The organism is Bradyrhizobium sp. 6(2017), assembly GCF_011058295.2.
Classification (GTDB): Bacteria; Pseudomonadota; Alphaproteobacteria; order Rhizobiales; family Xanthobacteraceae; genus Bradyrhizobium; species Bradyrhizobium septentrionale.
The window spans coordinates 766,970-779,930 of the sequence record NZ_CP049289.2 but is presented as its reverse complement, the minus strand read 5'-3'; the positions used below and the strand labels follow the sequence as shown (position 1 = coordinate 779,930).

Below are 12,961 nucleotides of genomic sequence, written 5' to 3'. Positions count from 1 at the left end.
CGACGCATAGGCTCTGCTCGCCAAGCAGAAGCGGCGCAACAAGCCGGCATCACGGGGAGAACGTCATGGTCTCGATCAACCGGCGCACATGGCTCACCGGCGCGGCAGGCGCTGGCCTTGCCGCAGCTGCAGGCCTGCGGCCTTCGCTTGCCGAGGACACGCCCGGCGTCACCGCGACCGAGATCAGGATCGGCAGCACCACCTCGCTCAGCGGACCGGTGTCAGCGCTCGGCGTGCAGGCGCGCTGCCAGGAAGCCTACTTCAAGATGCTCAACGAGCAGGGCGGCATCGCCGGTCGGCAGATCAAGTACATCTATTACGACGACGCGTTCAATCCAGCGAAGACGGTCGAGCAGGTGCGCCGCCTGATCGAAAGCGACAATGTCGCCTTCCTGTTCAACATGCTCGGCACCGCGCCGAACTCGTCCGTCGTCAAATACATCAACGCCGCTAAGGTGCCGCATCTGTTCCTGTCGGTGAACGGCGACAAATGGGGCGACTACAAGAGCTATCCCTGGACCATGGGCTTTGCTCCGAGCGCGCGGACCGAGGCGCAGGTATTCGTCAAATATGCGCTGAGCCAGAACAAGGACGCGAAGTTCGCGGTGCTCTACCAGAACGACGATCTCGGCAAGGATTTCGTCGCCGGCGCCAGGGATGTGCTGGGCGAGCGGTTCGCGACATCAGCCGTGGTCGCCTCGCACGAGGTCACCGATCCCACGATCGATTCCCAGATCGTTACGCTGCGCGGCGCCAATCCCGATGTGCTGATCTCGGGCACCACGGCAAAGTTCTGCGCGCAGTCGATCCGCAAGATCTATGAGCTCGGCTGGAAGCCGATGCATTTCATCGCCAGCGGCGCGGCCTCGATCTCCTCGACCATCGCGCCGGTTGGTCTGGACAAGTCGCAGGGCACGATCTCGTCGGCCTATGTGAAGGACGTCGCCGATCCGGCCTGGGCCAACGACCCCGGCGTGAAGACTTTCCTCGCCTTCATGGAAAAGTACTTCCCCGACGGCAATCCGAAGGAAGGCTATAATCTCTACGCCTACACAGTGGCGCAGGTGTTGAAGATCGTGCTCGAGCAATGCAAGGGCAATTTCGCCCGCGACAACATCATGGCGCAGGCGAACAATCTGACGGACATCGAGGTCCCGACGCTGTTGCCCGGCATCCGCGTCAACACCAGCCCGACCAACCATCACCCGCTGCAGCAGCTTCAGCTGCAACGGATCGAGGGCCCGGGCTGGCTGCGCTTTGGCGAGGTGATCCAGGGCGCGAACCTCTAACCGTCGTCCCGGGCAAGCCAACGGGTCGGCGCGAAGCGCCGCCCGATGACAGGCTCCGCGCGACCCGGGACCCATAACCACGAACAGTGGTTAGTTGAGTCCGCTGGAGCCCCAGCCGTCTAAACTCATTGGGATCGGTGGTTATGGGTCCCGGCCTTCGCCGGGACGACGGCGACATTTATGTCAGTGCGCGTTCGCTCGCCGCCTGCCCGGTGCGGTAGATCGCAAGATCGCGCGAGCCGGAGAAGATCGCGCGCGGCTTCAGGCCATAGAAGCGGCGGATCGAGTGGCTGAAATGGGTGCTATCGGGATAGCCGATGTCCTGCGCGAGATGCGCGAGGTTGATGTCCTGGTTGGCGAAGTGCAGCAGATGCCGCGCACGCTTCCAGGCGCGGAAGGAGCGGAACGAGATTCCGGTCTCCTCCTTGAACAGATGCAGGAAACGCGAGGGCGACAACCCGGCCTCGGTGGCGCAGCCAGCCGCGGTCACCGGCTCGCCGGAGAATTGCCCGATGCGGCCGATCGCGCGCACCACGCGCGGATCGAGCGCGCGCTGCGGCAGCGCGTCGCCGAAGCACATCGTGTCGAACTCGGCATTCGCAATCGCGTCACGATGCTGCATCTCGGCAAGCGTCGCATAGGCGGCGCGGATGCGACCCGCGAACAGATGCGAGTCCGATCCTTGCAGGCGGCGGGCGACCGCCTCCAGCGTGCCGTCGGGCACGCTCTCCGGCTCGATCGCAACGCAGATCGCCGAGCGATATTCGCTGGTGATGGTGTGGCGCAGGTTCGGCATCGTCACGGCGAGCTCGCCATGGGACTCGCGGCCTTCGCTGGTCGACAGATGCAACCCGTCGCGGATCGCGACATAGACATGGAATGCGCCGGGACAGCGCTCGCGCGGGCGGCCGAGCAGCCCGGCATAGAACACCCGTTCCGGCGTGATCAGCATCCGGTGGCCGGATTGCTCGCCCTTTGCGTCCACGATCGCGTCCATGGCGGTTCCTCCTCGCGCGGCTCTTTGGGCCGCTGCGGCGGAGCTACCATAGCGCAAATTCGCAACCTGTCACCGACGCTGAACGTCGTCATTCCGGGGCGATCCGACGCATTGCCCCGGAACGACGGAGAAGTTACGGCCGCGCGCGCGGCGCAACGTTCTGTTCCTGCCCGGCTTTTTGCTCCGCCGCCACCGCGCGCTTGTAGCCATCACGCTGCTGCAGCCGCGCCCAATAGGCCGCGACATTCGGCCCGAAATCCTTGGCGAGGCCGATATTGCCGGCGAGCCGGAGCGCATAGCCGTTGGCAATGTCGGCGGCGGTGAAGCGTTCCGCGCAGAGGAATTCCGAATTCGCCGCTGCCGCCTCGACCGCGCGCAGCCGACCGAGGAACCATTTTGCATAATCGCCCGAGACCTGCGGGTTGCGCCGCTCCTCCGGTTCGAGCTGGCTGTAGCGGAGCACCAGCGTCTGCGGAAAGGTCAGCGTCGCGTCGGAGAAATACATCCAGTTCAGGAAGGCGCCATAGGCCGGCTCGTCGGGACCTACGATCAGCGTCGTCGGGCCGTATTTGGTGCCGAGGTAATGGCAGATGCCGGACGATTCGGTCATCTTCGTCTCGCCGTCGATCATGAACGGGATGGTGCCGAGCGGATTGATGCCGAGATATTCCTTGGCGAACACGCGCGGCGGGAACGGCAGCATCTTCAGCTCATAGTGAAGCACGAGCTCCTCCAGCATCCACAGCGGACGGAACGAGCGCGCGGCGTCGCAGTGATACAGCGTGATCATCAGGCGTTTCCCTTTTGCTTGAGGCCCGGCAGCGTGCCCATCATCTTGCAAAGAACCATCAGCATCACCTCGTCGGCGCCGCCGCCGATCGAGGTCAGGCGGCTGTCGCGATAGGCGCGGCTCACCGGTGTCTCGTTGGTAAAACCCATGCCGCCCCAATATTGCAGGCAGGCATCGGTGAGCTCGCGGCCGAGCCGGCCGGCCTTCAGTTTCGCCATGGTCGCGAGCCGGGTGACGTCCTCGCCGGCCACCAGCGCCTCGCCGGCGCGGTAGATTAGCGAGCGCAGCAGCTCGACCTCGGTCTGCATCTCCGCGAGCTTGAAGTGCACCACCTGATTGTCGAGGATCGAGCCGCCGAACGCCTTGCGGTTGCGGGTGTACTCGATTGTCTCGTTGATGATATACTCATGCGCCTTCAGGCAGGCCGCCGCGCCCCACAACCGCTCCTCCTGGAACTGGATCATCTGGTAGGTGAAGCCCTGCCCCTCCTCGCCGATCCGGTTGCGCTTCGGCACCCGGACATTGTCGAAGAAGATCTGCGCGGTATCGGACGAGCGCATGCCGAGCTTGTCGAGTTTGCGCGCGACCTGCACGCCCCTGGTCTTCATCGGCACGCAGATCAGCGACTTGTTTCGATGGACCGGGCCGTCGCTGGTGTTGGCGAGCAGGCAGATCCAGTCGGCCTGGGTGCCGTTGGTGATCCACATCTTGCCGCCATTGATGACGTAATCGTCGCCGTCGGCGCGGGCACTGGTCTTGATCGAGGCGACGTCCGAGCCCGCGCCGGGCTCGGAGACGCCGATGCAGGCGACCTGGTCGCCCGCAATCGCCGGCGCCAAAAATTCGCGGCGCACCTCGTCGGAGCCGAACCGCGCCAGCGCCGGCGTCGCCATATCGGTCTGCACCCCGATCGCCATCGGCACGCCGCCGCAGGTGATGGCACCCAACTCTTCGGCCATCATCAGCGCGTAGGAGTAATCCAGCCCCTGGCCGCCATATTCGACCGGCTTGTTGAGGCCGAGGAAGCCGAGATTGCCGAGCTTCTTGAACAGCTCATGCGCCGGAAGGATATCGGCCATCTCCCATTCGTCGACATGGGGATTGATCTCGGCCGCGATGAACTTTTGCAGTGCGCGGCGCGGTTCGTCATGGTCGGCGGTGAAGAGCATTTTTGCTTCCTGTCATTCCGGGGCGACCGCGCAGCGGGCGAACCCGGAATCTCGATCCGTTCAATCTCTAGGTTCCGGGTTCGCGCTGCGCGCGCCCCGGAACGACGACATGTCACTCACAACCCCATCTGCCGGCTCGCGAGATCCTTCATGATCTCCTCGGTGCCGCCGCCGATGGCGTTGACTTTGACTTCGCGGTAGATGCGCTCGACCTTGATGCCGCGCATGAAGCCGGCGCCGCCGAAGACCTGCACCGCCTCGGAAGCGCAATGCGCCATGGTCTGGGTGGCCTGGTTCTTCATCATGCAGATCTCGGCGACCGGGCTTTCGCCCTGGCCGAGCCGCCATGCCAGCATTTCCAGCATCGCCTGCGAGGCCGCGACCTTCTGCGCCATGTCGACGATCTTGTGCCTGATCACCTGGTGCTGGGCGATTGGCTTGCCGAACGTCTTGCGCTCCTTGGCATAGGCGATCGCCTCGTCGAGGCAGACCCGCGCATAGGCGGTGCAGCTCGCCGCCATGCCCATGCGCTCGCTGTTGAAGTTCTGCATGATGATCTTGAAGCCCTGGCCTTCCTCGCCGATCAGGTTCTCGACCGGCACGCGGCATTCGTCGAAATGCAGTGTCGCGGTATCCGACGCCCACCAGCCCATTTTCTTCAGCCGGGTGCGGGACAGGCCGGGCGTGTTGCCCTCGATCAAGAGGAGGCTGACGCCGCCGGGGCCCTCGCCACCGGTGCGCACCGCGACCGTCAGGTAGTCGGCGCGCATGCCCGAGGTGATGAAGGTCTTCTCGCCAGAGACGACGTAATGGTCGCCGTCGCGCCGCGCCTTGGTGCGGAGGTTGGCGACATCGGAGCCGCCGCTCGGCTCGGTGATCGCGAGCGCTGAGATCTTCTTGCCCGCGAGTACCTCCGGCAGCACCCGCGCCTTCACCTCGGACCGGGCGGCGCGGGCGATCGGCGGCGAGCCGATGGTGTGGCTCATCAGGCTCGAGGAGACGCCGCCGGCGCCGGCCCGCGCCAGCTCCTGCGAGGCCACGATCCGCATGAACTGGTCGGCGGCGATCCCGCCATATTCTTCCGGGAAGCCGAGGCCGAGCAGCCCGATCTCGGACGCCTTGGCGTAGAGCTCGCGCGGAAACTCGCCCTCCTCGTCCCATTGATGGGCATAAGGCTCGATTTCCCTGGCAACAAAGCGCCGCATCACCTCGCGAAAGGCCTCATGCTCGCTGGTGTAGAACGGGTTTGCCATCCGCTTGCTCCGTTGATTCCCGCCTCCGACGATGTCCGGATTCTTCCCTGTTCACTTGCGTCGAGTGGCTGCCCGCCGGACCGGCTTTCCATCCCGGCACAAGCCAGCCAGTAAACGCAAGACAGTATCCCAATACGCCCCCTCCACTGCCAATTCATGGCATCAATCGAGCCAGGAACAGGCGGCGCAAGACTGCCGTTCCGGAGGAGGGACATTTGCCGGTTCGTTACTACGACTGGATCGCGCATCATCGCCGGCGGACGCCGGACAAGATGGCGCTTGTCGATCTCGCAAGCAATCGCCGCTTCAGCTATGCGGAGCTCGACGCCCGCGTGTCGCGGCTCGCGGGCTATCTGCGCGACGAGCTCAAGGTCGGCGGCGGCGATCGCGTCGCGGTGCTGGCGCTGAACACCACGGATACGCTGGAGGTGCAGTTCGCCTGCTTCCGGATCGGCGCGATCTTCCTGCCGCTCAACACCCGCCTCACCGTTCCCGAGCTGCGCTACATCACAGCCGACGCCTCGCCGAAGGTGATGATCCATGATGACGATCTCGCCGAGACGGCGCTTGAGGTCGCCAAACTCTGCAATGTCGCTGCCGCGGTGCGGCTCGGCCCCGGCGGCGCCTATGAGGCCGGCATTGCTGCGGCGAGGGCGCTCGAGCGGTTCGAGGAGGTCATGCTCGATGACATCTCGACCATCATGTACACCTCGGGCACCACGGGCCAACCCAAGGGCGCAATCATCACGCATGGGATGACGTTCTGGAATTGCGTCAATCTCGGCGGCCCCGCCTATATCTCGCCGGCCTCGGTGCTGCTGACGGTGCTGCCGCTGTTCCACACCGGCGGGCTGAATTGCTACACCAACCCGGTGCTGCATGCGGGCGGCACCGTGCTGATCATGCGCGCCTTCGACCCCAGCGAGGCGCTGAAGCTGATCTCTGATCCGGCGCAGGGCATCAACGTGTTCTTCGGCGTGCCCGCGATTTACCAGTTCATGGCGCAGCATCCGGCCTTCGCGTCAGCGGATTTCAGCCGCCTCGTCATTGGCGGTGTCGGCGGCGCGCCGATGCCGGTGCCGCTGCTCAAGACCTGGGAGGCGCGCGGCGTCGCGCTGCAACAGGGCTACGGCATGACCGAGACCTCGCCCGCGGTGATGGTGCTCGACCGCGAGGATGCCGCGCGCAAGGCCGGCTCATCCGGCAAGCCGGTGCTGCATACGGAAGTGCGCATCGTGCGGCCCGACGGCAGCGATGCCGCGGTCGGAGAGCTCGGCGAGCTCTGGGTCAAGGGTCCGAACATCACGCCGGGCTACTGGAACCGGCCGGACGCCAACGCCTCCTCCTTCACCGACGGCTGGCTGCATACCGGCGACGCCACGCGGATCGACGAGGAGGGCTTCTACTACATCGTCGACCGCTGGAAGGACATGTACATCTCCGGCGGCGAGAACGTCTATCCGGCCGAGGTCGAGAGCGTGCTGCACCAGTTGGCAGCCGTGGCCGAGGCCGCCGTCATCGGCATCCCCAACGAGCAATGGGGCGAGGTCGGGATGGCCGTGATCGCGGTGAAACCCGGCCACTCGCTGACGCCGACGGAGATTCACGCGCATTGCCAGGCCAATCTGGCGCGGTTCAAATGCCCGCGCCTGATCGAATTCATCGATGCCCTGCCGCGAAACGCGACAGGCAAAATTCATAAGCCGACGCTCCGGCAGCAATTCAGCCAGCCGAAGCCAACCGATACCGCGGCGTGATCTCAAGACGCGCGTGACGCGCTTATGATCTCGCCGCGACAACAATTGCCCCATAGCCGTCTGTCGGGACCGGCTGCGGGTTCGTTGCGTTAAGTCCCCAATCAAAATCAATCGAGGAAATTGTCTTTATGAAAACAACAAAACTGTTGCTGCTGGCCGCCGCCACGGCGCTCTGCCTGCTCTCCACCCAGGCCGCCTTTGCCCAAAAGAAATATGACACCGGCGCCTCCGACACCGAGATCAAGATCGGCAATGTCGAGGCCTATAGCGGTCCCGCCTCCGCCTACGGCGTCATCGGCAAGACCGAAGAAGCCTATTTCAAGATGATCAACGATCAGGGCGGCATCAACGGCCGCAAGATCAACTGGATCTCCTATGACGACGGCTACTCGCCGCCAAAGACGGTGGAGCAGATCCGCAAGCTGATCGAGAGCGACGAGGTCTTTCTGGTGTTCAACGCGCTGGGCACGCCGACGCAGACCGCAGTGCAGAAGTATCACAACGCCAAGAAGGTGCCGCAGCTCTTCCTCGCCACCGGCGCCAGCAAGTGGAACGATCCGAAGGATTTCCCGTGGACGATGGGCTTCCAGCCGAGCTATCGCGTCGAGGCGCGGATCTTCGGCAAGTACATCCTGAAAGCCAAGCCGGACGCCAAGGTCGTGATCTTCTATGCCAATGACGATTTCGGCAAGGACTACCTGATCGGCCTGAAGGAGGTCCTCGACAAGTCGTCCGTCAAGATCGTCGCCGAGGAAAGCTACGAGACCACCGAGCCGTCGATCGATTCCCACATCGTCAAGCTGAAGGACACCGGCGCCGATGTGTTCGTCAACATCTCGACGCCGAAATTCGCCGCGCAGGCGATCAAGAAGATCGCCGAGCTCAACTGGAAGCCGATGCACGTGATGACCGACGTCTCGATTTCGATCGGCGCGGTCATGAAGCCCGCCGGGCTCGAGGCTTCCGAAGGCGTGCTGTCGGCCGGCTACCTCAAGGACGCGTCCGATCCGCAGTGGAAGAACGATGAAGGCATGAAGAAATTCATGGCCTTCGCCGAGAAGTACCTGCCGGGCGCCAATCTGTCCGACGCCAATCTGGTCTATGGCTACGCCGCGGCGCAGACCATGGCGCAGGTGCTGAAGCAGGCCGGCGACAATCTGACGCGCGAGAACGTGATGAAGCAGGCCGCGAGCCTGAAGGACTTCACGCCCGACACGCTTATCCCCGGCATCCGGATCAACACCAGCGCGACCGACTTCGCCCCGGTCGAGCAGCTCAAGATGATGCAGTTCAAGAACGGGCAGTGGGAGCTGTTCGGCGACATCATCAGCGCGGAGACCGGGGGCTAGTTCAGTCCGTTCAACGAACTAACGGCACAGGATCGCGAAGCCGCCCTTTCGGGCGGCTTCGTTGTTCTTGCGGAGTGATAGGCTGGATGAAATCCGGCAGAGCGATGCGCGCCCCTATCTCACCGTCACCCTGAGGAGCCGCGAAGCGGCGTCTCGAAGGGTCGACGGCCCGGCTGGTGGCCGTGCATCCTTCGAGACGCGCGTTCCGCGCTCCTCAGGATGACGGGACCGGCCCCGTAATCCTGTCGACATTATCCCGGCAAAAAGATCGCAAACGGCTCATCGATCGTGCGGCGCAGATGCTCGCGATAGAGGGCAAAGTTGGCATCGTCGGCCGACACCCGGCCGACGCTCGGCTTGGGCACGTTCTTCACCGGCAGGAACGCGATCGGCGCGGCGACCGGCGTCAGCAGCGAACCGCGGCCGGCGAGCAACGTCGTAATGATGCCGTACATCTCGCCGGAATTGCGCGGGCGCGAGACCGTGATCACGCGATGCTGGCCGTGCCGGTTGGTCACGAGGTAGACGAAGCCTGATTCATTGGGCACCGCCACCTCGCCATACTGGGTGTAGTCGGTGTCCTGTCGCTCGCCCTCGCGAAAGCCGAGCGATGATGCCGCGTCGTCCCAGGCGATCTCGGTGCGATAAGCATAGACCGCGCCCTTCTCGCCGAACGACGGACGCACCGTGATGTAGGTGCCCTCGATCCGCGCCACCGAGCGGCGCGAATAGGATCCGAGGCTGTCCGGTGCGATCCCGCCATTGGCAGGCGCGACCACACTGATCGCCTCGGGCAGCTTGCGGAGCGAGACGCCAAGCGCCTGCTCCAGCCGCACGGTGGTCGCCAGCGTGAACGGGCGGCGGCCGCCGAGCACCTTCTCCAGCGTCGACAGGCTGAGCTTCGCCTGCTCGGCCAAGGTCTGCCGCGAGATGCGGCGGCGCGCGATTTCCTCGCGAATGGTCTCCGCAACCTGCTGGCTCTGCTCGGCGGAAAGCTGCTTGTCCGGCGTCGGCATCGTGATTCCTGCCCGATTCCCCATGAGTCTGGGCAGTCTAGCAGACCGGACAATCCATCACAAAACCGCACAAACCCGCCTCCGCGAGCGGCGGGCCGCGCCGGGCCGCGGCCAATCATTGCCGATCATTCTGCTCGCGCCAAAACCGCCGTTCTCCATGATCGCGAGGCAGCGAAAGCCTCGCTCGGGAGTGACGAAAATGACGATTTACGATGCATGTGAGAGCAGCCCGCAGATCCGCCTGTCGCGCCGGATGCGCATTGTGCTGTTCTTTCTGGTGGAAGGTGTGGCCGCGCTGGTGATCGGCTTTGCGGCGCTGCTTGTGAGTTTCGATCCGGTGTGGTCGGCCGAGCTGCCGCAACAGGCGGTGCTGCGGCCAGGCGACGCGCGATCCGGCTCGCTGCTGTTCAAGACCGACGACGGCTATGCCGATGCAACCAGGCTCGGCATCGATGTCGACCTCACGGTGTCGGGCCCGACCGTCCGCGCCCGCGTCACCCAGATCTTCCGCAACCCGACCAAGGACTGGGTGGAAGCGACCTATGTCTATCCGCTACCGGCGGGCGGCGCGGTCGACACGCTGAAGATGGTGGTCGGCGACCGCATCGTGGTCGGCGACATCAAGGAGCGGCAGCAGGCCCGCGCGATCTACGAGCAAGCCAAACAGAATGGCCAAAAGGCCGCGCTCACCGAGCAGGAGCGGCCGAACATCTTCACCAACTCGGTCGCCAATATCGGCCCTGGCGAAACCGTGCTGGTGCAGATCGAATATCAGGAGCCGGTGCAGCAGAACGGCAACGAATTCTCGCTGCGGGTGCCGATGGTGGTCGGCCCGCGCTACAATCCACGTCCGGTGGTGCAGAGCGTCGACCTCCGCGCTGATGGCAATGGCTGGGGCGCCACCTCGACCGATCCCGTGCCGGACCGCGACCGTATCGCGCGCGAGGTGCTCGATCCCGCCGACAACGCGCCGGTCAATCCGACCAACATCACGGTGCGCCTCTATGCCGGCTTCCCGCTCGGCGAGGTGAAGAGCCACTTCCACCAGGTCAGGATCGAGACCCCCGACAGCACGACGCGCATCGTCAAGCTCGCCGAGGGCCCGGTGCCGGCCGATCGCGATTTCGAGCTGACCTGGAAGCCGGCCGCCGAGAAGGCGCCCTCGGTCGGACTGTTCCGCGAGCATGTCGGCAATTCCGACTACCTGCTGGCCTTCGTCACCCCGCCCTCGGTCGAGCAGGCGCAACAAAAGGCCCTGCCGCGCGAAGTGATCTTCGTGATCGACAATTCCGGCTCGATGGGCGGCATCTCGATGATCCAGGCCAAGGCAAGCCTGCTGTATGCGCTCGGCCGCCTGCAGCCGGCGGATCGTTTCAACGTGATCCGCTTCGACGACACCATGGACGTCCTGTTCCCGACGCCGGTCGCCGCCAACAGCGCCAATATCGGCAACGCGACGTCGTTCGTCAGCGCGCTGCAGGCCCGCGGCGGCACCGAGATGGTGCCGGCGATGCGCGCGGCGCTGTCGGACACCAGCCATGACGACGCCAACCATGTCCGCCAGGTCGTGTTCCTGACCGACGGCGCCATCGGCAACGAGCAGCAATTGTTCGAGACCATCAGCGCGCTGCGCGGCCGCTCGCGGGTGTTCATGGTCGGCATCGGCTCGGCGCCGAACACCTATCTGATGACGCGCGCCGCCGAACTCGGCCGCGGCACCTTCACCCATATCGGCTCGGTCGAGCAGGTCGACGAGCGCATGCGCGACCTGTTCGCCAAGCTGGAGAATCCCGCGGTGACCAACCTCGCCGCGAAATTCTCCGACGCGACCGCCGACCTGACGCCGTCCGCACTGCCCGACGTCTATCGCGACGAGCCGCTGGTGCTGGCCGCGAAGCTCGACAAGCTTGCCGGCTCGGTCGAGATCAAGGGCCGCATCGGCGACCGTCCGTGGAGCGTGACGCTGCCGCTGGCCGGCGCCGCCGAAGGCAAGGGCCTGTCAAAACTGTGGGCGCGCCGCAAGATCGCGGATGCCGAGGTCGCGCGCACCACGCGCCAGGCGAGCCCGGAGGATGCCGACAAGACCATCCTTGCACTCGCGCTGGAGCATCAGCTCGTGACGCGGCTGACCAGCCTCGTCGCGGTCGACAAGACGCCGAGCCGCCCCGAAGGCGATCCGCTGAAGCTCTCCGAGCTGCCGCTCAACCTGCCCGCCGGCTGGGATTTCGCAAAGGTGTTCGGCGAGCGTCCGCGACTGCCGGCCGCGCCGACCGACCGCCGCGCCGAAGCGGGCGACGGCAAGGTGCAGCTCGCTGTGCTGAAGCGGTCACCGGTCGCGACGCAAGGTCCCGGCACGATCCAGTTGCCGAAGACCGCAACCGATGCAGAGCTGAAGATGATCGCAGGCGTGATCCTGCTCACGGTCAGCCTTCTCCTTCTGGTGTTCAACCGGCGTCAGACGTCGCCCCAATGACGTCGGATGAAAGGAGGAGGTGCCCCTCGACTTCCTCCTTCGAGAGCGCGCGCGGCCTTCCCACCCGTCCCCCAAGGGCCGCGCGCGCCAATTTTTTCTTCGAGTGTCATTCCGGGGCGATGCGCAGCATCGAACTATGGTGCGCAATTGCGCACCTGAGAATCTCGAGATTCCGGGTTCGCTTCGCGCCCCGGAATGACGGAAGGCTCAACAATGCGCCGCTTCCTTCTCCCCCTCGCCTTCGCCCTCATCGGCCTGATCCTGTTCGGCCAGGGCGCCTATATCCACGCCAAGGCGCTGCTCGCGCAGCTGCTGCTGGAGCGTGCCTTCGCAAGCAGCATCGCGACCGGCCAGCCCGTGAAGCCATGGAGCTGGGCCGATACCTGGCCGGTGGCCCGGATCGAGGTGAAGCGCCTGCACGCCTCCGCGATCGCGCTCGCCGGCAGCAGCGGCCAGGCGCTGGCGTTCGGTCCCGGCCATGTCGAACAGACCGTCGATGCCGGCGAGCCGGGCGTCGCGGTCTATTCCGCGCATCGCGACACCCATTTTCGTTTCCTCAAGGATGTCAGAATCGGTGACGAGATCGACGTGACGCGAAGTGACGGCAAGACATTTCGCTACCGGGCTGACCGCAGCGCGGTGGTCCGCTTCGATCAATCCGGCATCGATCCGCTCACCGACCGCCATGAGCTGGTGCTGTCGACCTGCTGGCCATTCGATGCGCTGACATCGGGGCCGGAGCGTTATCTACTGCACGCGACCCTGATCGAACCGGATTCGACCCCGCTCGAACGGGGTTCCTGATCCGCACGAATTTTGCGTATGCCGGGATATTGCATGCGATGCTCTGACTTGCGCCAGCGTGAGT

Annotated in this window: 10 protein-coding genes; 5 read left to right on the top strand and 5 right to left on the bottom strand. The window is 64.8% G+C overall.

Annotated elements, in window-relative coordinates; translation table 11 throughout:
- The first annotated feature begins 65 nt into the window (after window positions 1-65).
- Window positions 66-1,289 (top strand): ABC transporter substrate-binding protein, encoded by a 1,224-nt coding sequence (locus G6P99_RS03685; protein WP_165127298.1) that lies wholly within the window; start codon window positions 66-68, stop codon window positions 1,287-1,289.
- A 178-nt stretch (window positions 1,290-1,467) separates the two neighbouring features.
- Here G6P99_RS03685 and G6P99_RS03680 read toward each other — a convergent pair whose 3' ends face one another.
- From G6P99_RS03680 to G6P99_RS03665, 4 genes are all read right to left on the bottom strand, one after another.
- A complete protein-coding gene (locus tag G6P99_RS03680; RefSeq protein WP_156928537.1) occupies window positions 1,468-2,286 on the bottom strand; it encodes a helix-turn-helix domain-containing protein in 819 nt (272 codons plus the stop codon).
- Between the two features lie 133 nt (window positions 2,287-2,419).
- Window positions 2,420-3,076: a glutathione S-transferase family protein gene (locus tag G6P99_RS03675; protein ID WP_029080464.1), complete on the bottom strand. Its 657-nt coding sequence runs from the start codon at window positions 3,074-3,076 to the stop codon at window positions 2,420-2,422.
- The gene (locus G6P99_RS03670; protein ID WP_165127296.1) at window positions 3,076-4,245 is read right to left on the bottom strand and encodes an acyl-CoA dehydrogenase family protein; all 1,170 of its coding nucleotides are present in this window, start codon (window positions 4,243-4,245) and stop codon (window positions 3,076-3,078) included. The genes G6P99_RS03675 and G6P99_RS03670 overlap by 1 nt, the downstream gene beginning before the upstream one ends.
- A 116-nt stretch (window positions 4,246-4,361) precedes the next feature.
- Window positions 4,362-5,498 carry an acyl-CoA dehydrogenase family protein gene (locus G6P99_RS03665; RefSeq protein ID WP_165127294.1) on the bottom strand — a complete coding sequence of 379 codons (1,137 nt, stop codon included), beginning with the start codon at window positions 5,496-5,498 and terminating at the stop codon, window positions 4,362-4,364.
- A 215-nt stretch (window positions 5,499-5,713) separates the two neighbouring features.
- Between G6P99_RS03665 and G6P99_RS03660 the strand changes: the two genes are divergently transcribed.
- Complete coding sequence (locus G6P99_RS03660; RefSeq protein ID WP_029080467.1) at window positions 5,714-7,255, top strand: acyl-CoA synthetase; 1,542 nt, start codon at window positions 5,714-5,716, stop codon at window positions 7,253-7,255.
- A gap of 128 nt (window positions 7,256-7,383) precedes the next feature.
- Window positions 7,384-8,604 carry an ABC transporter substrate-binding protein gene (locus G6P99_RS03655; protein WP_035976700.1) on the top strand — a complete coding sequence of 407 codons (1,221 nt, stop codon included), beginning with the start codon at window positions 7,384-7,386 and terminating at the stop codon, window positions 8,602-8,604.
- A gap of 251 nt (window positions 8,605-8,855) precedes the next feature.
- On the opposite strand, the gene G6P99_RS03650 is transcribed toward G6P99_RS03655, so the two are convergent.
- On the bottom strand, window positions 8,856-9,620 hold the full coding sequence (locus tag G6P99_RS03650; protein ID WP_029080469.1) for a helix-turn-helix domain-containing protein: 765 nt from the start codon (window positions 9,618-9,620) through the stop codon (window positions 8,856-8,858).
- A gap of 253 nt (window positions 9,621-9,873) precedes the next feature.
- On the opposite strand from G6P99_RS03650, the gene G6P99_RS03645 reads away from it, so the two are divergent.
- Together G6P99_RS03645 and G6P99_RS03640 are read left to right on the top strand one after the other, a co-directional pair.
- Window positions 9,874-12,093 (top strand): marine proteobacterial sortase target protein, encoded by a 2,220-nt coding sequence (locus G6P99_RS03645; RefSeq protein WP_414645615.1) that lies wholly within the window; start codon window positions 9,874-9,876, stop codon window positions 12,091-12,093.
- A gap of 213 nt (window positions 12,094-12,306) precedes the next feature.
- Window positions 12,307-12,897 carry a class GN sortase gene (locus G6P99_RS03640; RefSeq protein ID WP_029080471.1) on the top strand — a complete coding sequence of 197 codons (591 nt, stop codon included), beginning with the start codon at window positions 12,307-12,309 and terminating at the stop codon, window positions 12,895-12,897.
- The last annotated feature ends 64 nt before the right edge of the window (window positions 12,898-12,961 follow it).

What these genes read in the sequence shown, in the direction of transcription:
- G6P99_RS03685 (WP_165127298.1), top strand. Translation starts at nt 66, where the DNA reads ATGGTCTCGATCAACCGGCGCACATGGCTCACCGGCGCGGCAGGCGCT.
- G6P99_RS03680 (WP_156928537.1), bottom strand. Translation starts at nt 2,286, where the DNA reads ATGGACGCGATCGTGGACGCAAAGGGCGAGCAATCCGGCCACCGGATG.
- G6P99_RS03675 (WP_029080464.1), bottom strand. Translation starts at nt 3,076, where the DNA reads ATGATCACGCTGTATCACTGCGACGCCGCGCGCTCGTTCCGTCCGCTG.
- G6P99_RS03670 (WP_165127296.1), bottom strand. Translation starts at nt 4,245, where the DNA reads ATGCTCTTCACCGCCGACCATGACGAACCGCGCCGCGCACTGCAAAAG.
- G6P99_RS03665 (WP_165127294.1), bottom strand. Translation starts at nt 5,498, where the DNA reads ATGGCAAACCCGTTCTACACCAGCGAGCATGAGGCCTTTCGCGAGGTG.
- G6P99_RS03655 (WP_035976700.1), top strand. Translation starts at nt 7,384, where the DNA reads ATGAAAACAACAAAACTGTTGCTGCTGGCCGCCGCCACGGCGCTCTGC.
- G6P99_RS03650 (WP_029080469.1), bottom strand. Translation starts at nt 9,620, where the DNA reads ATGCCGACGCCGGACAAGCAGCTTTCCGCCGAGCAGAGCCAGCAGGTT.
- G6P99_RS03645 (WP_414645615.1), top strand. Translation starts at nt 9,874, where the DNA reads ATGCGCATTGTGCTGTTCTTTCTGGTGGAAGGTGTGGCCGCGCTGGTG.
- G6P99_RS03640 (WP_029080471.1), top strand. Translation starts at nt 12,307, where the DNA reads ATGCGCCGCTTCCTTCTCCCCCTCGCCTTCGCCCTCATCGGCCTGATC.